This is a genomic window from Streptomyces sp. NPDC060184, assembly GCF_042728795.1.
In the GTDB taxonomy this organism is placed as follows: Bacteria; Actinomycetota; Actinomycetes; order Streptomycetales; family Streptomycetaceae; genus Streptomyces.
Map to the genome: position 1 here is coordinate 201,252 of NZ_JBHWYX010000005.1, position 22,408 is coordinate 223,659.

The window sequence follows — 22,408 nt, forward strand, 5'->3', positions numbered from 1 at the left end:
ATCCGGACATTCGATCACCCGGAAATCTGATCACCGAACCCGAGTAATGCATCGCCGATTTCACCGGTCGGAGCATGCGTCCGGCGAAGAATTCCGTGGAGGTCACCCCCTGTGGACACGCGCCCCTTCCACCAGGCACGCACGCGCACGGAACCCGTCGGCCGTCACCGGGTCCGCTCCGGGGCGGAAGGCCGTGACCCGGGGGCGGCCACCCGAGTTGTCGCCTTACGTAGTCCCATCCGGCACCCGTAGCTTCGAGGACGCTGTGACTGAAACGCATCGACGCCCCACGGCCCGCATCCATATCGAGAGCCGGGAATGCGGCCCCGAGGTGCTGGAGCGACTGACCGGCGCGACCTACTTCCCCGAACGGCTGCTGGGCCCCGCGATCGTCACCACCGTCTGCCGTGCCGGTGGCCATCTTCTCTACGTGACGGCGCCGAGCGTGATCGACGGCGAGGAACAGGTGGACTACTACCTCGGTCTCCTGCACGGCGGCGCACCCGGCGCGGACCGGGAAAGCATGCGACGCCGGCGCGAACTCGTACGCGTACTGCCGCTCGACGACGCCACCACCCGCTGGCTCAGCACCAAGGTGCTCGATCCGGTCAGCCCGCGTGCGGCCGACGTACGCACCGCTTTACGGGAGTTCGCCGAGTTCCACCGGAGCGCCGGGGCGGACGTACGGCTGAGCTACTTCGAACCGTCCGAGCCGCTCGAGGAGCTGGCCCGCGAGCTGAGGCTGCCCGGCACCCAGCCCTCTTCGGCCCACATCCCGCTGGGGACCAAGCACTCCGGCCGGGAGATCTTCGCCGCCGCGGGAATCCCGGTTCCGGCGGGCAGCGGGTTGTGCCACGATCCCGGGGCACTCGCCTCGGCGGTCGCCCGCCTCGCCGAGAACGGGCTGCGCGAGCTGGTGCTGAAGCTGGACAGCACGGCGTTCGGCGGGGGCCTCGGCAACGCCCTGCTCACGCTGGACGGCGACATCACCTCGCCGGGCGGCGACACCGTGGAGGAGCGGGTCGCGCGGGCGTTGCCCGGGGCGGCGCTCATGGACCCGAAGCTGACCTGGCAGGAGTACGTCACCCTGATGAAGGACGACGGGGTGATCGTCGAGGAGATGATCGGCGAAGTGCCCCTGCTCAGCCCGAGTTTCCAGGGACGCATCACCGAACGGGGCACCGTCGAGGCGGTGTCCACGCACGACCAGGTCCTCGCCGACGACGGGCAGACCTATCACGGATGCACCTTCCCCGCCGCCTCCGACTACCGGCGACAGCTCATCGGCCACGGTCTGCGGGTGGGCGAGGTGCTGCGGGAGCGCGGCGTCGGCAGCGGCGACTTCGGGGTGGACTTCCTCGCCATCCGGTCCGAGGACGGATGGCGTCTGCTGGGCTGCGAGATCAACCTCCGTGCCACCGCCACCAAGCACCCCTTCACCATGGCCGTGGGACTGCTCGGCGAGGAACCGACGCCGGACGGCCGGTTCGAGGTGGACGGCGTCGAGTACGTCTACGAGGCGTCGGACGTCATCATGGACCGCCGCTACCGGGGGCTGCGCCCGGCCCAGCTCATCGAGGCCGTCACCGGTTCGCCGATCGGCTACGACCCCGTGCGCAGGACGGGTGTGGTGCTGCACCTGATGAGCCCGGTCACCGAGTTCGGGAAGTTCGGCGCCCTGTGCATCGCCCGGAGCCGCGAGCAGGCGTCCGCCCTGATGCGGGAACTCCGCTTCCTCGTGGACGGGTTGACACCGCACCGCTGAGCCGGAGCGGAGGAGTGGCCCGGCCGGCCACTCCTGCGGTCCCGGTCCGCGCGGCGGGGTCACAGACCGCCGGCGAGCCGGTGGTAGGCCTGGTTCCAGCGCAGTTCACGGGCGAACTGCCGCGGTGTGGTGGACGCGTCGATGAGGACGAGTTCGGTACGCAGCATCTCGGCCAGGTCGTCCAGGTGCTCGGCCCCCAGGGCGGTGGTGAGCACCGTGTGGTGCGGGCCTCCGGCGGTGAGCCAGGTCTCCGTGGAGGTCCGCAGATTCGGCCGGGGCCGCCATACGGCGCGGGCCACGGGCAGTGCGGGCAGCGGCTCGGTGGGGGCGACCACGTCGATCTCGTTGGCGACGAGCCGGAACCGGTCGCCGAGGTCGGTGAGTCCGACGACGACCGCCGGGCCCGCCGCGGCGTCGAAGACCAGCCGGACCGGGTCCTCCCGGCCGCCGATGCCGAGCGGGTGGATCTCGCAGCTCGGGACGGAGTCCGCGAGAGACGGGCAGACCTCCAGCATGTGGGCGCCGAGGATGAGTTCGTTGCCGGGTGTGAGGTCGTAGGTGTAGTCCTCCATGAAGGAGGTGCCGCCGGGCAGGCCGACGGCCGCGGTCTTGAGGGTGCGCAGCAGGACGGCGGTCTTCCAGTCGCCCTCGCCGCCGAAGCCGTACCCCTGGGCCATGAGCCGCTGCACGGCGATGCCGGGGAGCTGCCGGAGTCCGCCGAGGTCCTCGAAGTTGGTGGTGAAGGCGCCGAATCCGCCGTCGGTGAGGAAGGTGCGCAGTCCGGCTTCGATGCGTGCCGCGTACCGCAGTGCCTCGTGGCGTTCGCCGCCCGCCCTCAGCGGGGCGGCGAGCCGGTAGGTGTCCTCGTACTCCTTGACGAGTTCGCCGACCTCCGCGTCGGTGGCGGCGTCGACGTGGGCGACGAGGTCGTTGACTCCGTAGGTGTTGACGGAGACCCCGAAGCGGAGCTGGGCGTCGACCTTGTCGCCTTCGGTGACGGCGACGTCGCGCATGTTGTCGCCGAAGCGGGCGACCTTGAGCGTGGCGAGTTCGGCGCGTCCGGCCGCCGCCCGCGCCCAGGCGGAGATCCGCGCCCGGGTCGCCGGGTCGGTGACGTGTCCCGCCACGGTCTTGCGCGCGACGCCGATGCGGGACTGGATGTACCCGAACTCCCGGTCGCCGTGGGCGGCTTGGTTGAGGTTCATGAAGTCCATGTCGATGGTGGCCCAGGGCAGGGCGACGTTCGACTGGGTGTGCAGGTGCAGCAGCGGCTTGCGCAGCGCGTCCAGGCCGGAGATCCACATCTTCGCCGGTGAGAAGGTGTGCATCCAGGCGATCAGGCCGATGCACCGCTCGTCGGTGTTGGCTTCCAGGCAGATCGCGCGGATCGCGGCGGAGTCCGTCAGGACGGGTTTCCAGACAATCCGGGCGGGCAGCCCGGCGGAGTCGGCGAGGGTGGCGGCGAGGGTGCCGGACTGTTCGGCCACCTGTCGGAGCGTCTCCTCTCCGTAGAGGCCTTGGCTGCCGGTGAGGAACCATATTTCGCGGGCGGAGGGGGCCTGGCTGGGCACGGGGACTCCCGGTGGGTAAGGGTGGCGGGCGAGGGGTGGGGTGTCCCGGCGGGTCAGTCGGCCGGGGTGCTGGTGAGCGCGTGGTTGCGGATGCGGCGCAGCCGGTGGAGGAGTCCGTCCCGGACACCGAACTCCTCGTGCAGGAGGCGGTATTCGGCGAAGAGCGCGTCGTAGGCGTCGGCGCGGGAGGGGTCGGGGACGTAGACGTTCCGGTGGAGCCTGCCCATGGCGGCGGTCGCGGTGCGGACGTCGAGGTGGGCTCCGGCGGCGACGGCCGCGTGGATGGCGGAACCGAGGGCCGAGCCCTGTTCGGAGGCGGCGAGGGAGACGGGGCGGCGCAGGACGTCGGCGTAGATCTGCATGAGCAGGGTGTTCTTCTTGAGCCCTCCGGTGACGATGAACTCGTGCACCGGCACCCCGCCGGATTCCAGCGTCTCGACGATGACCCGGGTACCGAAGGCGGTGGCTTCCAGCAGGGCCCGGTAGACGTCCTCGGGGCGGGTGGCCAGGGTGAGACCGACGACGACGCCCGAGAGGTGGTGGTCCACCAGCACGGACCGGTTGCCGTTCAGCCAGTCCAGGGCCACCAGCCCGTGGCCGCCGACCGGTTGGGCGGCGGCCTTGCGGGTCAGCAGGGTGTGCAGGTCCTCGCCCCGGGAGGCGGCCTCGGCCGCGTAGTCGGCGGGGACGCCCTGGCCGATGGCCCAGCCGAAGATGTCGCCGACCGCGCTCTGGCCGGCCTCGTAGCCGTACGCGCCTTCGACGATGCCGCCGTTGACGACTCCGCAGATGCCGGGAACGTCGGCGAGGGCGGGGCCGTTCACCACGTGGCAGCTGGAGGTGCCCATGATGGCCAGCAGCCGGCCGTTCTCCACCGCCTGCGCGGCGGCAGCGGCGACATGCGCGTCGACGTTGCCCGCGGCGACGGCGATCCCCTCGGGCAGACCGGTCCACTCCGCCGCCCGGGCGGTCAGCGAACCGACCCGTGAGCCGAGGGCCGACAGGGGGAATTCCAGACGGGTGCGCGCGAAGTCGGCGAAGTCCGGGTGCAGGGCGGCGAGGTACTCCTCGGTGGGGTAGGAGCCGTCCTGGTGGATGCCCTTGTACCCGGCGGCGCACGCGTTGCGGGACTCGGTGCCGGTGAGCTGCCACACGATCCAGTCGGACGCCTCGATCCAGCGGGCGCACCGGGCGTAGACCTCGGGATCCTCCTCCAGTACCTGGAGCGCCTTGGCGAACTGCCACTCGGCGGAGATCTTTCCGCCGTAGCGGGCGATCCACTTCTCGCCCCGCTCGTGGGCGAGCGCGTTGATCCGGTCGGCCTGGCCCTGTGCGGCGTGGTGCTTCCAGAGCTTCGGCCAAGCGTGGGGCCTGGCGGCGAGTTCCGTCGTGGCGAGCGGAGTGCCGTCGGCCAGGGTCGGGAGCACGGTGCAGGCGGTGAAGTCGGTGGCGATGCCGATGACGTCGCGGGGGTCGACTCCGGACGCCTCCACCGCGGCGGGCACGGCCCGGCGGAGTACCTCGCACCAGTCCTCGGGATGCTGAAGGGCCCAGTCCGGCGGGAGTTGCGTTGTTCCGCCGGGCAGTTGACGTTCCATCACTCCGTGCGGGTACTCGTGCACGGCGGAGGCGAGCTCCTCGCCGTCGCGCACCCGGACGACGACGGCACGTCCGGACAGGGTGCCGAAGTCGACGCCCACGGTGTACTGCTCGGCACCGGCCGGACCTGACGGGTCATAAGGCGTGCGGGACGGTTGGGAAGTCACCAGGGTTGCCCTTCGGGAAAGGTGGCCGACAGGCGGCCCACCAGCGGCAGCGATGTGCGGAGCCGGATGAGCGGGACCGCCGACAGCCGAAAGTGTGAACGCTAACAATTGTGAAATCAAGAGCAGTGCAGCCGCTTCGCCTTTCGTGTTCGGCGTCAACCCCTTCGGAGCAGCCCGCGCGGGACGGGCCCCCCTCCGGTGCCGCGCCCCTCGGTCCCGTACGCGCCCGGACGACCCCGGCGGACGGGGCGATGACTGCTCCACCCGGGCCGGCCCACCCGACTGGTCCACAACTCAACCCGACCGCAAGTGAGTTGGCCGAACCCTCGCGGACTTCCGCAGCGCACGGGCCGGTTCGTTCCCGGCCCGTCACCGCGTCCACCACGCACCCTCATGTCACAAATAGGTAACTCGCGCACAGGGCTTGAGATACCGCAGTGTTAGCGCTCACACTGCTCGCGGCGCACCCCATGAACCTCCCGCCGTCACCACCCGGGCTTCCGGCCTTGCCGCGGCCCCGCACTGTCTCCGGCCGGGCCCACTCCCCGTGCGGCGTACCGGATCGCACCACGTCGGCACCGAAGACATCCCTCCGAGAGGACACACCACCATGGCCCGCAGAATCGCCTACGCCCTCGCCGTCGGCATCCTCGCCGCGTCGACGATGACCGCATGCTCCGCCGAGACGACCCCGTCCGGCGGCGGCGCCGGGGGCAACAAGTCCGACGGGAAGCTCGTCCTCGGCTTCGCCCAGGTGGGCGCGGAGAGCGGATGGCGGACCGCCAACACCAAGTCCGTCCAGGAGGCGGCCAAGAAGGCCGGGATCACCCTGAAGTTCTCCGACGCGCAGCAGAAGCAGGAGAACCAGATCAAGGCGATCCGCACCTTCATCCAGCAGCGGGTGGACGTCATCGCCTTCTCGCCGGTGGTGGAGTCGGGCTGGGACACCGTGCTCAAGGAGGCGAAGGACGCCGGTATCCCGGTGATCCTGACCGACCGGGCCGTGGACTCGCAGGACACCTCGCTCTACAAGACCTTCCTCGGGTCGGACTTCGTCAAGGAGGGGAAGTCCGCGGGCGAGTGGCTGACCGCGGAGTACAAGAACGAGACGGGCCCGGTGAACATCGTCGAGCTCCAGGGGACCACCGGCTCGGCTCCCGCCAACGACCGCAAGGCGGGCTTCGGCGAGGTCATCAAGTCCGACCCGAAGTTCAAGATCGTCGCTTCCCAGACCGGCGACTTCACCCGCGCCAAGGGCAAGGAGGTCATGCAGGCCTTCCTCAAGTCCCAGAAGGACATCGACGTGCTGTACGCCCACAACGACGACATGGCCCTGGGTGCGATCCAGGCCATCGAGGAGGCGGGCAAGAAGCCGGGCAAGGACATCAAGATCATCTCGGTGGACGGCATCAAGGACGCCTTCACCGCCATGACCGAGGGCAAGATCAATGTCGTCGTGGAGTGCAACCCCCTCCTCGGCGACCAGCTGATGGAGCTGACGAAGAAGGTCGCGGCCGGCGAGAGCGTCCCGGCGCGCGTCGAGACCGTGGAAGGCGTCTTCCCGCAGGACAAGGCCGCGGCGGCCCTCCCGACCCGCAAGTACTGACGCCCCGCGGCCACCGGGCGACCCGCGCTACTGACGCCCCGCGGCCACCGGGCGACCCGCGCTACTGACGCCCCGCGGCCACCGGGTGACCCGAGAGCACCGGCATCCCGCGGACACCGCGTGACCCGCCGCGAGGCCGGTCGCCTCGCGAACACCGCGTGCCCGCGCGTACCGACGGCCCGCGCGCACCGGTGACCCGCACGGTGCGCGCGCCGCCCGGCCCGCGCGTACGGAACTTCCCCCAGGTGCGCCGGAGCCGACCGGTCGCACCCCCGGCCCACCGGACCGAGCCGGCGGACGCGCGACGAGGCCCCGGCCACGTCGTCTCCTCCGGCCACACCCGACGAGAGGAGGGCGGATGGCAGCCCCACCCACCCTTGAGACGAACCCCGCCGACCGCCCGCGGCCGGTGCTCGAAGCCCACGGCATCCGGAAGGAGTTCCCCGGCGTGCTGGCCCTGGACGGGGTCGGCCTGCGGCTCTTCCCGGGTGAGGTCCATGCCCTGATGGGGGAGAACGGCGCCGGCAAGTCCACCTTGATCAAGGTGCTCACCGGGGTGCATCCCGCGGACGGCGGCACCATCCTGGTCGACGGTGAGGCCCGCGCGTTCGGCGATCCGCTCCAGGCGCAGAACGCCGGGATCAGCACCGTCTACCAGGAGGTGAACCTCTGCTCCAACCTCTCGGTGGCGGAGAACATCCTCATCGGACGCGAACCGCGCAGATTCGGCCTGATCCACTGGTCGGCGCTGCGGCGGCGGGCGGGCGAGCTGCTGGCGGAGCTGGAGCTCGATCTCGACGTCACCGGTCCGCTGGACTCGCACTCCCTCGCGGTCCAGCAACTGGTGGCGATCGTCCGGGCGGTGGACGTCTCGGCGAAGGTGCTCGTCCTGGACGAGCCCACCTCCAGCCTCGACCGCGAGGAGGTGGCACAGCTCTTCGCCCTGGTGCGGCGGCTGCGCGACCGCGGCGTGGCCATCCTCTTCGTGACCCACTTCCTGGACCAGGTCTTCGAGATCTGCGACCGGGTGACGATCCTGCGCAACGGCCGCCTCGAAGGCGAGTACCCCATCGGGGAACTCACCCATGTCTCCCTGGTGCAGCGCATGATCGGCGGCGAACTGGCCACCCTGGACGAGCTCTCGGAGGCGGCGCACGAGGAGGCAGAAGAACACGCTGACGAAGAACCCTTCATCCAGGCAAGGAAGTTGGGACGGACCGGATTCATCGAGCCGTACGACCTCGACATCCGGCCCGGTGAGGTCATCGGGCTCGCGGGGCTCCTGGGCTCGGGCCGCACGGAAGCGGCGCGGCTGCTCTTCGGTGCCGACAGCGCGGACGCCGGGGAGTTGCGCGTCCAGGGCGAGGCGGTCTCGCTGCGCACCCCCCGGGCCGCCATCGCCCGCCGTATCGCCTTCTGCTCCGAGAACCGCAAGTCCGAGGGGCTGGTGGGCGAGCTCACGGTGCGCGAGAACATCGTGCTGGCGATGCAGGCGGCACGCGGCTGGACGAGGCCGATCTCCCGGGCGCGGCAGGAGGAGCTGACGCGGCGGTGGATCTCCGCGCTGGACATCCGCCCCGCCGACCCGGAGGCGCAGGTACGCCACCTCAGCGGCGGCAACCAGCAGAAGGTGCTGCTCGCGCGCTGGCTGCTGACCGACCCCAGGCTGCTGATCCTGGACGAACCGACGCGCGGCATCGACATCGGCGCCAAGGCCGAGATCCAGAAGCTGGTCGCGCGGCTCTCCGCCGAGGGCACCGCGGTGCTGTTCATCTCGGCGGAGCTGGAGGAGGTCCTGCGGCTGAGCCACCGTATCGGCGTGCTGCGGGACCACCGCATGGTCGCCACCCTGACCAACGACGACACCGTCACCCCCGAACGCATCCTGGCCACCATCGCCACCGGAGAGGACTCATGACACCGCACCCCGCCAAGGGCCCGTCGGCCGGCGGCGTCGGACCACGGCTGCTGCGCCACCGGCTGTTCTGGCCGTCGGCCGTCCTGGCCGCCCTGCTGCTCGGCAACCTCGCCTTCACCCACGACTTCTTCGCCGTCCACGTGCGGGGCGACCACCTCTACGGCAGCCTGATCGACATCCTCCAGTTCGGCGCCCCGCTCATCCTGGTGTCGCTGGGCATGACGCTGGTCATCGCGACCCGCGGGATCGATCTCTCGGTCGGCTCCACGGTCGCCATCGCCGGTGCGCTGGCCTGCGAGCACATCGCGGGTTCGTCGAATCCCGGCAGCGTCTCCACCGTGCTCGGGGCCGTCGGCGTCGCCCTGGGCGTCGCGGTGGTGCTCGGCCTGGTCAACGGCACGCTGGTCTCCCGGCTGGGCGTGCAGCCGATCGTGGCGACCCTGATCCTCATGGTCGCCGGCCGGGGCATCGCCCAGCTGGTGTCGGACGGTCAGATCATCACCGTCACGAGCGGCCCGTACAAGATGATCGGCGGCGGCTACTGGCTGATGTTCCCCTTCGCCGTCCTGCTGGCGGCGGTGATCGTCGTCCTCACCTCGCTGGTGACCCGGCGCAGCGCGCTGGGGCTCCTGATCGAGTCGGTGGGCGGCAACCCGGTCGCCAGCCGTCTGGTGGGCATCCGGGCGACGGGTCTGCTGATCGTGGTCTACGTCTTCTGCGCCCTGTGCGCCGCCGTCGCCGGTCTGATGATCAGTTCCAACGTGTCCAGCGCGGACGGGAACAACGCGGGGCTCTGGATCGAGCTCGACGCCATCCTCGCCGTGGTCATCGGCGGCACCGCGCTGACCGGCGGCCGGTTCTCCCTCGGCGGGACGGTGCTCGGTGCCCTCATCATCCAGACCCTCTCCACGACGGTCTACACCCTGGGTGTCCCGCCCGAGACGACGCTGGTCTTCAAGGCCTTCGTGGTGATCGCGGTCTGCCTCATCCAGTCGCCCGTGTTCCGGGCGAAGGTACTGAGCCGCCGCGGACCGGCACCCTCCCGACAGCCCGCCGAGGCGGACGACAGCCCGCTCCCGCAGGAGGTACGTACATGAGCACCGGCATCGCGGGTGTCGCCGACACCCTCGCGCGGCCGTTCCGCGCCCCCCTCTCACCCCGCGCGCGCACCCGCGTCCCGCTGGTGGTCACCGCGGTCCTCCTGGTGGCGATGTTCGCCGTCGGTTCGGCGCGCTACGACGGGTTCTTCTCCGCCCAGGTCCTGCTGAACCTGCTGATCGACAACAGCTTCCTGCTGGTGGTCGCCATCGGTGTCACCTTCGTCATCCTGACCGGTGGCATCGATCTGTCGGTGGGCTCGGTGGTGGCGCTGTCGACCATGCTCACCGCCTGGCTGGTGGAGCGGCAGGGCTGGCCGCTCTTCGCCGTCGTCCCGCTGGTCCTGCTGGTGGGCGCGGGCGGTGGCGCCCTGATGGGGTGGGTCATCCACACCTTCGAGATCCAGCCGTTCATCGTGACGCTGGCCGGCATGTTCCTGGCGCGCGGCCTCTGCTACACGATCAGCACCGAGTCCATCTCCATCAGCGACCCGACGACGGTCACCCTCGCGCAGACCCGGCTGGTCATGCCCGGCGGGCTGTTCGTCTCGCCCGCCGTGGTCATCGGGCTGGTCGTGCTCGCCGCGGCCTTCGTGGCGCTCCACCACACCCGGTTCGGCCGCAACGTCCACGCGCTCGGCGGCAACGAGACCTCCGCCCGGCTGATGGGGCTGCCGGTCGGCTCCACCAAGGTGGCCGTGTACGCGGTGAGCGGGCTCTGTTCCGCACTCGGCGGTGTGCTGCTGACGTTCTACATGCTCTCCGGCTACGCGCTGCACGCGGTCGGCATGGAACTCGACGCCATCGCCGCGACCGTGATCGGCGGCACCCTGCTCACCGGCGGCTCCGGGTTCGTCCTGGGCACCGCGCTGGGGGTGCTGGTCCTCGGCATGATCCAGACCGTCATCAACTTCCAGGGCACGCTGAGCTCCTGGTGGACCCGGATCGTCATCGGGGCGCTGCTCTTCGTCTTCATCGTGCTCCAGCGGGTCCTGGGCGGAAACCGCAAACCCACGGGCTGACCCGGACGCCGACCCCGTCCCGCCCCACCGCCCGACCACCGAACCGACACCGAACACCGAGGGACACATATGCACCGCCCGCCCGAGTCACCGGCCGCCCCGCCGTCGGCGTCCGACGAGCGTCCGGACCCGACGGGCCGCCCGTACCGGCTGCCCGACACCGGTACGGGCGACCGCTGGGTGTTCGGCTTCCCCGGGCAGGCGCGCGCCGAGGTCCACACCCTCGGCGCCCGGCTGCACTCGCTGCTCCTCCCGGACCGGTGGGGCCGTTTCGCCGACGTGGTCCTCGCGGCGTCCGACGCCCGCACGGTGCGCGGACCGGCCTCCTACTTCGGTGCGACGGTGGGCCGTTACGCCAACCGGATCGCCGGCGGCCGGCTCGTGGTGGACGGAGTGGTCCGGCGGCTGGACACCCAGGACACCGGCCACACCCTGCACGGCGGACCGGACGGCTTCGACCGCAGGGTGTGGCGCGCCGAACCGGTCCACACCTCCGACCGCACCGGCGTACGGCTCTTCCTGCGCAGCCCCGACGGCGACCAGGGCTTTCCCGGCACCCTGAGCGTCCGGCTCACCTGCACCCTGGACCGGGACGACACGCTGACGTTCGACTACCACGCCGTGAGCGACGCGCCGACGGTCGTCAACCTCACCAACCACGCCTACTGGAACCTGGAGGGAGAGGGCAGCGGTGACGTGCTCGGCCACGAGCTCCAGATCCACGCACCGCGCTGGACCCCCGTCGACGCGGCGCTGATCCCGGACGGCCCGCACCGGCCGGTCGAGGGGACCCCGTTCGACCTGCGCCGCCCCCGCCGCCTCTCCGCGGTGTTCGCCCGCGACGACGAGCAACTACGCCTGGGAGGTGGCGGCTTCGACCACAACTGGGTACTCGGCGACGCGCCGGACGGGGAACTGCGCAGCGCCGCCGTGCTCCGCGCACCCGCCTCGGGGCGGCGCCTGGAGGTGCACACGGACGAACCAGGGATACAGGTGTACACCGGCAACCTCCTCGCCGGCGAGATCACCGGCAAGAGCGGGCGCCCCTACGGCCCGCACGCGGGGATCGCCCTGGAGACCCAGCACTTCCCGGACTCCCCCAACCGCGCCGACGATCCCAGCACCCTCCTCGGGCCCGGCGAGGTGTACCGCTCCCGCACCGCCCTGCGCTTCTCCGTCGTGGAGGAGTGACCCCGGGCCGCCCGGCAGAACGCGACCTTCCTGGTCACCGGCTGAGCCCGCCCGGTCCCCCCGTACGACGCGTCGCACGGGGGGACCGGGAGACCCCGTGCCGCCGCATCCACCCCCTTCGGAAGGACGACCACTCCATGACCGCCATGAACCGCCGGCTCTTCTTCTCCGCCTCGGGAGGGGTGGCGCTCGCCGCGCTCGCCCCGGCGCTCGCCTCCTCCCCCGCCGTGGCGGCCACCGCCGCCGCCGACGCGGTCGCTCCGGTCCGCGCCGAGACCGGCGCACTCGTGCAGCCCTTCCCGCTGGGGAGCGTCCAGCTCACGGCGGGCCGCTGGCGGGAGAACATGGACCGTACGCTCGCCTATCTGCGCTTCATCGACCCCGACCGCCTGCTGTACAACTTCCGCACCAATCACGGGCTTTCGACCAAGGGAGCCGAGCAGTGCTACGGGTGGGAGGCCCCGGACTTCGAGTTCCGCACCCACAGCCAGGGGCACTTCCTCAGCGCGTGGGCGCAGGCGTACGCGGTCACCAAGGAGAGCGTCTTCCTGGACCGGCTCGTGTACATGGTCGCCGAACTCGCCAAGTGCCAGGCCGCACCTACGGGTTACCGCGCCGGGTACCTCTCCGGGTTCCCGGAGTCGGACTTCGACACCGTCGAGACGGGCGTGCGCAAGGGCGTGCCCTACTACTGCGTCCACAAGACGCTGGCGGGTCTGCTGGACGCCTGGCGGCTGGCCGGGCTCGCTCAGGCGCGGGACGTGCTGCTCGCCCTCGCCGGGTGGGTGGACGTGCGGACGGCACGCCTCACCACCGCGCAGATGCAGACCACGATGAGGACCGAGTTCGGCGGCATGAACGCGGTCCTCACCGACCTGTACCAGCAGACCGGCGAGAGCCGCTGGCTGACCGTGGCGCAGCGCTTCGACCACGCGGCGGTCATCGACCCGCTGGCGGCGGGCACCGACAGCCTGGACGGGCTGCACGCCAACACGCAGATCCCCAAGATCGTCGGGAGCGCGCGGGAGTACAAGGCGACCGGGGCCACCCGCTACCGGGACATCGCGGTCAACTTCTGGAACATCGTCACGACGCACCACTCCTACGCGATCGGCGGCAACAGCGTCGGCGAGTTCTTCAAGGCTCCCGGAGCCATCGGCCAGTACCTCACGGACAACACCTGCGAGAGTTGCAACACGTACAACATGCTCAAGCTCACTCGTGAGTTGTTCACCCTGGATCCCAACCGGACGGCGTACGCCGACTATTACGAGCGGGCACTGACCAACCAGCTCGTCGGGCAGCAGGACCCCGCCGATCCGCACGGCCACGTCTGCTACTTCACGCCGCTCAACCCCGGCGGCCGACGCACGTACAGCAGGGATTACGACACGTTCACCTGCTGCCAGGGCACCGGGCTGGAGACGCACACCAAGCTGATGGACTCGGTGTACTTCTCCGACTCCGCGGGACTGTGGGTGAACCTCTTCGTCCCCTCGGTCCTGACCTGGGCAGAGCGCGGAGTCACGGTCACGCAGACCACCACGTTCCCCGCGTCCGACACCACCGTGCTGAAGGTGACGGGCACCGCGGGCCGGTGGTCACTGCGGGTGCGCGTCCCGGGGTGGACGTCCGGCGCCTCGGTCGCCGTCAACGGCACCACCCAGAACCTGGCCCTGACGCCGGGCAGTTACGCCACGCTCGACCGCACCTGGGCCTCCGGGGACACCGTCACCCTGCGGTTCCCGATGCGGCTGGCGCTGACCGGCACCCCCGACCGGCCCCAGGTGCAGACGGTCTCCTACGGCCCCGTGGTGCTCAGCGGCGCGTTCGGCTCCACCGCTCTCGGTGGCGTACTCCCCCTGCTCACCACCTCGTCGATCACGGCGACGTCGACGCCCCTGACGTTCACCGCCCGGGCGAACGGCACCCCGGTGAGCCTCATCCCCTTCTACGACAACCACCACCAGAACGCAGGCGTCTACTGGGACGCCGACGGCAGGGCCGGTGTCTCCGGCTTCCGGCTCGTCAACGCGCAGAGCGGTCTCGTCCTGGGCATCCAGGACATGTCGACGGCCGACGGCGGCGTGGCGCTCCAGTGGGACGACAGCGGCACCGCCGACCACGACTGGCAGCTCGTCGCGGACAGCGGGGCGCTCAAGCTCCGCAACGCCAACAGCGGCAAGGTGCTTGGCGTGCGGGACATGTCCACCGCCGACGACGCGGACGTGCTGCAGTGGAGCGACTCCGGTACGGCCGACCATCTCTGGACGCCGCTCGACACGGGCGACGGTACGCACCGGCTCCGCAACTCCCACAGCGGCAAGGTCCTCGGCATCAGGGCCGGTTCCACCGCCGCGGGGGCGCGGGCCGTCCAGGACAGCGACAACGGCGGTGCGGACAACGCCTGGTGGTTCGTCCCCAGCGGGTACCACCGCATCCAGAACCTGCGCAGCGGGCTGCTGCTGGGCATCAGCTCCATGTCCACCGCCAACGGCGGGCTCGCGGTCCAGTGGGGCGACAGCGGCACCGACGACCACCTCTGGCTGGCCGTACGGGACACCGGCGGGCGCTTCCGGCTGCGCAACCTCCACAGCGGCAAGGTCCTGGGGGTCGAGGGGGCGTCCCAGGCGGCCGGGGCGCGGGTGCTCCAGTGGGACGACAACGGGACCGCCGACCACCTGTGGCAACTGCGCTACGGCTCGGCCGGCTGCTTCCGCATCCGCAACGCCAACGGCGGCCGGGTCCTGGGAGTGCTCGACGCGTCGACCGCCAAGGGCGCGCAGGTCGTGCAGTGGGACGACAACGGCACGGACGACCACCTGTGGCGCTTCGTGTGAGGGGCCGGTGCCGGTCCGGTGGCGTCCACCGGACCGGCACCGCTCCCGTCGCCCGGGGGTCAGGCGTTGCCGTAGTAGGCGTCCGGCCCGTGCTTGCGCGTGTAGTGGCGGTCCAGCAGATGCTGCGGCGGAGGTGTCGCACCGGCTCCGCCGGGCCGGAGGGCGAGGGTGTGCAGCGCCATCCGGGCCACCGCCTCGCAGATGATCGCGTTCTCCAGCGACGCGGTCGCGGTGGCCCCCCAGGTGAACGGTCCGTGGCGCGAGACGAGCGCGCCCGGCACCTCGCGGGCGCGGCGGTCGTCGCCCTCCAGCAGGGAGACGATGACCTGACCGGTGTTGTACTCGTAGTCCCTGGCGCACTGTTCGGCGGTGAGGTCGGCGGTGACGGGGACGGGTCCGTTGAAGGTGTCGGCGTGGGTCGTGCCGAGTACGGGTATGGGCACGCGGGCCTGGGCGAACGCGACGGCGTGCTCGGAGTGGGTGTGGGTCACCCCGCCGACGGACGGGAACGCCCGGTACAGACAGCGGTGGGTCTCGGTGTCGGTGGACGGCCGCAGCCGCCCCTCCACCACACTGCCGTCCGCGAGCGAGACCACCACGAGGTCGCTCTCGGTGAGGTCGGCGTAGGAGACACCCGAGGGCTTGATGACGAAAACCCCCGCCTCACGGTCCACCGCGCTGACGTTTCCCCAGGTCAGCGTCGCAAGGCCGGCCTGCGGAATGCGCAGGTTGGCGGCCAGTACCTCACTGCGCAGTTCGCGGAGTGTGGTCTCGCTCATGACACGTTCACCGTCCCTCTGGACCGTCTCTCTGGCAAGGACAACAGCAACTGCTCCCCGGCACCCGCCCACGGGCACGCGGACCGGGCCCCGCACGGCCCCGGAGCACCACGGTCCCGGCGTGCCTCGGCCCCGGCGTGCCTCGGCCCGGGTGCGCCTCGGCCCGGGTGCGCCTCGGTTCGGTCCGGGTGCGCCCGGGCCCGGGCGTACCGCGGGCGTCCGCGTACCGCCCGAACGCCCGCGAGCCCGTACGCATGACGTCACACGTACTGACGCAGCTAGATTGTGAGCGCTAACATGACACGAACTCAAGCCCCACGCGGTAACTGACAAACAACCAGGCGATGGGGAGGTGCCACGATGTGAGCGCACACTCCCCCGGGACGAGCGCTTCGCGGCAGCGACCTTCGTACACCTGCACACGGCAGGTACCTTGAGGTCGAACTGTTTCCGACGCTCCGGACTCCACAGAGAGGAACGGATTTGCCCCGGCCCGCAGACGCCGCGAGGGCACCCACGATGGCGGACGTGGCACGCGTGGCAGGCGTGTCGCACCAGACCGTCTCGCGGGTCCTCAGCGACCACCCGAACGTGAGTGTGAAGACCCGAGCCCAGGTCACCGAGGCCATCGAACGGCTCGGCTACCGCCGCAACTCGGCGGCCCGGGCGCTCGCGACCCGGCGCACCCACACGCTCGGGGTCATCGCCGTCAACACGACGCTCCACGGGCCGGCGAGCACCCTCGCGGGGGTACAGGAGGCGGCACGCGACCGGGGATACCTCGTCTCGGCCGTCACCCTGCGGGTGGCCAGCCGGGCGGCCCTGACCGAGGCGATGGAGCACCTCAGCGCATGGGGCGTGGAGGGGATCATCGCCATCACGCCGCAGCGCGACGCGGTGCGCGCGCTCACCACGCTCCAGGCTCCGTGTCCGGTGGTGACCGTGGAGGGCGGGCATGATCTCGACCTGCCGGGAGTCTCCCTCGACCAGGAGCTCGGCGCACGCATGATCACCGAACACCTGCTCGCCTCCGGCCACTCCACCGTCTGGCACGTCGCCGGACCCCGTGACTGGCTGGAGAGCGAGGCCAGGACCGCCGGGTGGGAGGGCGCGCTCCGTGCGGCGGGGGCCGAGATCCCGGCACCCCTGCGCGGCGACTGGAGCCCGATGTCCGGGTACCGGGCCGGGCAGCAGCTCGCCGGGCGTGTCGCGTCGTCGCCGCAGGGCCCCGGGCTCACCGCGGTCTTCGTGGCCAACGACCAGATGGCCCTGGGGGTGCTGCGCGCCCTGCGGGAGGCGGGTTTCCAGACCCCCGAGGACGTCGCGGTGGCCGGGTTCGACGACATCCCGGAGGCGGAGTTCTTCCCGCCGCCGCTCACCACGGTCCGCCAGGACTTCGCCGCGCTCGGCCGCTACAGCATCGAGCTGCTGCTGGAGCACATCGAGGGTACGGCCACGGGCACGGAGCACCTCACCGTCGCACCGGAGCTCATCGTCCGGGCCAGCACGGCACGCCGCCACGGGACGCGGCCCGCCGGGCGCGACGGCGGCCGGTAGGCGCATGACGGCGCTCGCCGCCACCCGGGGCTCCCCCTTCGTCTGAGGCGCGACGACCGACGGAGCGCGGCGGCGGGGCGCTGCCGCGCTCAGCGGGCGTGCGTCTGCTCGGCCGCCCCTTCCGAGCCGACGCCGGGGTGCGCGGACGAGCGCGCACCCCGCCGGATTTCCCCGGGGCGCGCGTCGAACACCGCCGGCCTTCCGCGCCGCGCCGCCCGCGCAACTTCCGCACCGCTCGCCGCACGCTCTCCGCGCCGACCGGGAACGGCCCGCGCTCCGCCCGCCTGCGCCGCCGAGCTGCGTGAACACACCGCCGACCGTCGCACCGGTGCGAGAACCGTTGACAAAACGGAGGCCTACTAGAAACCTGTCACCTCGGCACCGCAAAAAATCAACTAGATCTCTCAAATTACCAAGCAAGGAACGCGAGTTCGCGGCAGGCGGCCTGCTCCTCGCTCCTGCCGATGTCCCGATCGACCCCCCACCCGGCGTACCGGCAGCCCGCACGCGGCCGTCGCCGGGGGTCCGACGCCGCGCGTCGGACCCCCGGCGCATGCGCTCCCCGTGTCCGGCCGGCGCCGCAGGCCCACGGAACTGAGGACAGCATGAGAGGGAAGCAACACGGATGGCGGCGGCTCGTCATCGGTGCGGTGACAGCCGCGCTGATGACCGTCGGACTACTGCCGGCCGCCACCGCCTCGGCGGCCGGACGGACCACCGACCTGGCTCTCGGCAGGCCGGCGTCGGCCGGCGGTTCGCTCGGCGCCTACCCGGCGTCGAACGTCACCGACGGCAGTCAGCAGACGTACTGGGAGAGCCCCGGAACGTTCCCGCAGTGGGTCCAGGTCGATCTGGGCGCCACGACGTCCGGCGTCGACCAGGTGGTGCTGAAGCTGCCGAACACCTGGGAGGCGCGCACCCAGACGCTCGCCGTCCAGGGCAGTACGGACGGCTCCGCTTTCAGCACCCTGTCCGCCTCGGCCGCCCGGTCGTTCACCCCGGCGGCCGGCAACACGGTCACCGTCGGCTTCGCCGCGGCCCAGGTGCGGTACGTACGGGTGCTGGTGACCGCGAACACCGGCTGGAACGCGGCGCAGCTCTCCCAGCTGGAGGTCTACGGGGAGGCGGCCGGCGGCACGGACCCCGGAACACCGACGCCGACCGGCACCAACCTCGCGCTGAACAAGCCGATCGAGGCGTCCTCGTACGCGCAGACGTACGTGGGCACCAACGCCAATGACGACCGGCGCGACACGTACTGGGAGTCGAACGGCTATCCCGCCACGCTGACGGTGAAGCTCGGCTCGGACGCCGATCTCTCGGCGGTCGTCGTCAAGCTCTCGCCGGACGCGGCGTGGGGTGCGCGGACGCAGAGCCTCCAGGTGCTGGGCCGGGCGCAGTCCGCCACCGGTTTCACCTCGCTGAAGAGCCAGGCCGACTACGCCTTCTCCCCGTCAGGCAACGGAAACACGGTGACGGTCCCGGTCAGCGGGCGGTACGCCGACGTGCAGCTGAAGTTCTTCTCCAACACCGGCGCTCCCGGCGCCCAGGTCGCCGAGGTCCAGGTGGTCGGCACGGCCGCACCCAATCCGGATCTGGTCCTCTCCGACCTGACCTGGTCGCCCTCCGCTCCCTCCGAGAGCGACGCGGTGACCGTGAACGCCACGGTGCGCAACGCGGGTTCGGCCGCCTCACCCGCGACGACGGTCGACGTCAGCCTGGAGGGCCAGGTCGTCCAGAGCGCCTCGGTGGGCGCGCTCGCGGCCGGCGCCTCGGCCACGGTCGCGGTGAGTGCGGGCAAGCGTCCGATGGGTACGTACTCCGTCTCGGCGGTGGTCGACCCGACCGACACCGTCGTCGAGCTGGACAACAGCAACAACAGCCGCACCGCGGCGTCGAAGCTGGTGGTCGCCCAGAGCCCCGGGCCCGACCTCCAGGTGACGGGCATCTCCTCCAGCCCGTCCAGCCCCGCGGTCGGTGCCGCGGTCACCTTCACCGTTTCGGTGAACAACCGGGGTACCACGGCGGTGAGTTCGTCGACAGTGACCCGCCTCCAGGTGGAGAGCACCACGCTGAACGGCACCACCGGGGCCATTCCCGCCGGAGGCACGGTCACCGTGCCGATCAGCGGCACGTGGACCGCGAAGAGCGGCGGGGCCAATCTGACCGCCACCGCGGACGCGACCGGGGTCCTCGCCGAGACCAACGAGAACAACAACGTCTTCTCCCGCGCCATCGTGGTGGGCCGCGGCGCGGCGGTGCCGTACACCGAGTACGAGGCGGAACAGGGCACCTACCAGGGCACCTTGCTCACCGCCGACCAGAAGCGCACCTTCGGGCACACCAACTTCGCCACCGAGTCCTCGGGCCGGCAGTCGGTGCGGCTCAACTCCACCGGCCAGTACGTCGAGATCACCTCGACCGTGCCCACCAACTCCCTGGTGGTCCGCAACTCCATCCCCGACGCGCCCGGCGGCGGCGGTACGGAGGCCACGATCAGCCTCTACGTCAACAACACCTTCGCCCGGAAGCTGACGCTCTCCTCCAAGCACAGCTGGCTGTACGGCGACACGGACAGCCCGGAGGGACTGACCAACCAGCCGCAGGCTGACGCCCGCAGGCTCTTCGACGAGTCGAACGCGCTGCTCGGCCAGACCTACCCGGTCGGCACGAAGTTCCGCCTCCAGCGCGACGCGGGCGACACCGCGTCCTTCTACATCATCGACCTCGTGGACCTGGAGCAGGTGGCGGCCCCGGCCGCGCAGCCCGCGGGCTGCGTCTCGATCACCACTTACGGGGCCGTGCCGAACGACGGCATCGACGACACCGACGCCATCCAGCGGGCGGTGACGGCCGACCAGAACGGCGAGATCGGCTGTGTGTGGATTCCGGCCGGGCAGTGGCGGCAGGAACAGAAGATCCTGACCGACGATCCGCTCAACCGGGGACAGTACAACCAGGTGGGCATCAGGAACGTCACGATCCGGGGTGCGGGCATGTGGCACTCCCAGCTGTACTCCCTCATCCAGCCGCAGAACGCGGGCGGCATCAACCACCCGCACGAGGGGAACTTCGGCTTCGACATCGACGACAACACCACCATCTCCGACATCGCGATCTTCGGTTCCGGCACGATCCGGGGCGGTGACGGCAACGCCGAGGGCGGTGTCGGCCTCAACGGGCGCTTCGGCACCAACACCAAGATCACCAATGTCTGGCTGGAGCACTCCAACGTAGGAGTGTGGGTGGGCCGCGACTACGACAACATTCCCGAGCTCTGGGGACCCGGCGACGGTGTGGAATTCACCGGAATGCGCATTCGCAATACCTATGCGGACGGCATCAACCTCTCCAACGGGACCCGTAATTCGACGGTCTTCAACTCCTCCTTCCGGAACACCGGCGACGACTCGCTCGCCGTCTGGTCGAACAAGTACGTGAAGAACCAGTCGGTGGACATCGGCCACGACAACCACTTCCGCAACAACACGATCGCCCTGCCCTGGCGGGCCAACGGCATCGCGGTCTACGGCGGTTACGGCAACACCATCGAGAACAACATCGTCTCCGACACCATGAACTACCCCGGCATCATGCTGGCGACCGACCACGACCCGCTGCCCTTCTCCGGGCAGACCCTGATCGCCAACAACGCCCTCTACCGGACGGGCGGCGCCTTCTGGGGCGAGGCGCAGGAGTTCGGCGCCATCACCCTGTTCGCGGCCGGGCCCGACATTCCCGGTGTCACCATCAGGGACACCGACATCCAGGACTCGACCTACGACGGCATCCAGTTCAAGACGGGCGGGGGCTCCGTACCGGGAGCGCAGATCTCGAACGTCAAGATCACCAACTCGCTCAACGGCTCGGGCATCCTCGCGCACGGAGGAGCCAGGGGCAGCGCCACACTGACCAACGTGACGATCACCGGCTCGGCCCAGGGCGACGTGCTGATCGAACCCGGATCGCAGTTCGTCGTCAACGGTGCCGCCAACACCGCCGCGGCGTCCGTCCGGTAGCGGACCGGCTCCCGCCGTCGGCCGGTACGCCTTGTGAGCGTGCCGGCCGACGGCCCCGGCCCGTCCCCGGCCCGCAGCCGGTCCCCGGTGCGACACATGATGGATGCAGTGCCCACATATCGAGACGGGTTTGCGGCAGCACACGGAAAAAGAGTCTTATCGCGGCTGTGCGAAGCGAACAGACGACACCGGATCACACAGCCGCCGACGGCACGGGCACCGACAGCAAGGCGGCGCGGCGCGCCGTCACGGTCTTCCCCGTCCTCGTCCTCGTGGCGGGCGCGGCCGGCCTCCTCACGCCCGGGACCTTCGAGGGCTGGACGAAGGCGGTGCCGTACCTGCTCGGCGTCGTCATGTTCTGCATGGGGCTGACGATGACGCCCCACGACTTCAAGGGCGTGGCGAAGCGCCCCTGGGCGGTCGCCATCGGGCTGGTCGCGCACTACGTGATCATGCCGGGCCTCGGCTGGATCATCGCCCACCTGCTGGACCTCCCGCCGCAGCTGGCCGCGGGCGTGATCCTGGTGGGCTGCGCGCCCAGCGGCACCGCCTCGAACGTGGTGACCTTCCTGGCCCGGGGCGACGTGGCGCTCTCGGTCTCCGTGGCCACCGTCTCCACCGTGCTCGCCCCGCTGGTGACGCCCCCGCTGACCCTGCTGCTGGCGGGCACCTATCTTCCCGTGGACGCCGGTTCCATGGTGACCGACATCCTCAAGACCGTGCTGCTGCCGGTGATCGGCGGGCTGGTGGTGCGGCTCGTCGCGGGCAAGCTCGTCGACCGGGTGCTGGGCGCCATGCCCTGGCTCTCCTCGCTGGCCGTCGCCGCCATCGTCTGCGCGGTGGTCTCGGGAAGCGCGGGCGCGATCAAGTCGGCCGCCGCCACCGTGCTGATCGCCGTCGTCCTGCACAACGGCCTCGGCCTGGCACTGGGTTACGGCGCGGGCAAGCTCACCCGTCTCGGCCAGCCGGCCAGCCGCGCCATGGCCTTCGAGGTCGGCATGCAGAACTCCGGTCTCGCCGCGTCCCTGGCGACCGCCCACTTCAGCCCGCTGGCCGCGCTTCCGGCAGCCGTCTTCTCCGTGTGGCACAACATCTCGGGCGCCCTGGTGGCGGCCTGGATGTCGTACCGCTCCCGGCAGAGCGAGCGCTCCCTCGCCGCGCCGGCCGGCGCGGGGGCGGCGAGCACCGCGTCCTGAGGCCCGTCCCGCCCGGACGCACGCGCGGGCACGGAGTTCCGGCCACCGGAACTCCGTGCCCGCGCGTGCGTGCCCGTACGG

General features: G+C 71.0%; 13 protein-coding genes. 10 read left to right on the forward strand and 3 right to left on the reverse strand.

Features of this window, described 5'->3' with window-relative positions:
- Positions 1-265 precede the first annotated feature (265 nt).
- A complete protein-coding gene (locus ACFWEE_RS05965; protein WP_386886747.1) occupies positions 266-1,765 on the forward strand; it encodes a peptide ligase PGM1-related protein in 1,500 nt (499 codons plus the stop codon).
- Positions 1,766-1,824: 59 nt separating this feature from the next.
- Here ACFWEE_RS05965 and araA read toward each other — a convergent pair whose 3' ends face one another.
- The gene (araA, locus tag ACFWEE_RS05970; RefSeq protein ID WP_386886748.1) at positions 1,825-3,336 is read right to left on the reverse strand and encodes an L-arabinose isomerase; all 1,512 of its coding nucleotides are present in this window, start codon (positions 3,334-3,336) and stop codon (positions 1,825-1,827) included.
- A 53-nt stretch (positions 3,337-3,389) separates the two neighbouring features.
- Positions 3,390-5,036 (reverse strand): ribulokinase, encoded by a 1,647-nt coding sequence (locus ACFWEE_RS05975; protein WP_386886786.1) that lies wholly within the window; start codon positions 5,034-5,036, stop codon positions 3,390-3,392.
- 676 nt (positions 5,037-5,712) lie between these two features.
- Here ACFWEE_RS05975 and ACFWEE_RS05980 point away from each other — a divergent pair.
- The 6 genes from ACFWEE_RS05980 to ACFWEE_RS06005 all read left to right on the forward strand — a co-directional run bounded on the left by ACFWEE_RS05980 (position 5,713) and on the right by ACFWEE_RS06005 (position 14,776).
- Positions 5,713-6,708, forward strand: coding sequence for an ABC transporter substrate-binding protein (locus ACFWEE_RS05980; protein WP_386886749.1), 996 nt, complete (start codon positions 5,713-5,715; stop codon positions 6,706-6,708).
- A 358-nt stretch (positions 6,709-7,066) separates the two neighbouring features.
- Positions 7,067-8,626 (forward strand): sugar ABC transporter ATP-binding protein, encoded by a 1,560-nt coding sequence (locus tag ACFWEE_RS05985; RefSeq protein WP_386886751.1) that lies wholly within the window; start codon positions 7,067-7,069, stop codon positions 8,624-8,626.
- The gene (locus ACFWEE_RS05990; RefSeq protein ID WP_386886753.1) at positions 8,623-9,723 is read left to right on the forward strand and encodes an ABC transporter permease; all 1,101 of its coding nucleotides are present in this window, start codon (positions 8,623-8,625) and stop codon (positions 9,721-9,723) included. The genes ACFWEE_RS05985 and ACFWEE_RS05990 overlap by 4 nt, the downstream gene beginning before the upstream one ends.
- Complete coding sequence (yjfF, locus tag ACFWEE_RS05995) at positions 9,720-10,745, forward strand: galactofuranose ABC transporter, permease protein YjfF (RefSeq protein ID WP_386886755.1); 1,026 nt, start codon at positions 9,720-9,722, stop codon at positions 10,743-10,745. Before ACFWEE_RS05990 ends, yjfF begins: the two co-directional genes overlap by 4 nt.
- A 69-nt stretch (positions 10,746-10,814) precedes the next feature.
- Positions 10,815-11,936: an aldose epimerase family protein gene (locus ACFWEE_RS06000; protein ID WP_386886757.1), complete on the forward strand. Its 1,122-nt coding sequence runs from the start codon at positions 10,815-10,817 to the stop codon at positions 11,934-11,936.
- 137 nt (positions 11,937-12,073) lie between these two features.
- A complete protein-coding gene (locus ACFWEE_RS06005) occupies positions 12,074-14,776 on the forward strand; it encodes a beta-L-arabinofuranosidase domain-containing protein (protein WP_386886759.1) in 2,703 nt (900 codons plus the stop codon).
- Positions 14,777-14,835: 59 nt separating this feature from the next.
- On the opposite strand, the gene araD is transcribed toward ACFWEE_RS06005, so the two are convergent.
- Positions 14,836-15,555: an L-ribulose-5-phosphate 4-epimerase AraD gene (gene araD, locus ACFWEE_RS06010; protein ID WP_386886761.1), complete on the reverse strand. Its 720-nt coding sequence runs from the start codon at positions 15,553-15,555 to the stop codon at positions 14,836-14,838.
- 519 nt (positions 15,556-16,074) lie between these two features.
- On the opposite strand from araD, the gene ACFWEE_RS06015 reads away from it, so the two are divergent.
- The 3 genes from ACFWEE_RS06015 to ACFWEE_RS06025 all read left to right on the forward strand — a co-directional run bounded on the left by ACFWEE_RS06015 (position 16,075) and on the right by ACFWEE_RS06025 (position 22,327).
- Positions 16,075-17,112 (forward strand): LacI family DNA-binding transcriptional regulator, encoded by a 1,038-nt coding sequence (locus tag ACFWEE_RS06015; protein ID WP_386886763.1) that lies wholly within the window; start codon positions 16,075-16,077, stop codon positions 17,110-17,112.
- 605 nt (positions 17,113-17,717) lie between these two features.
- Positions 17,718-21,131: a CARDB domain-containing protein gene (locus ACFWEE_RS06020; protein ID WP_386886765.1), complete on the forward strand. Its 3,414-nt coding sequence runs from the start codon at positions 17,718-17,720 to the stop codon at positions 21,129-21,131.
- Between the two features lie 167 nt (positions 21,132-21,298).
- Entirely contained in the window at positions 21,299-22,327 is a 1,029-nt protein-coding gene (locus ACFWEE_RS06025) for a bile acid:sodium symporter family protein (RefSeq protein ID WP_386886766.1), read from the forward strand.
- The last annotated feature ends 81 nt before the right edge of the window (positions 22,328-22,408 follow it).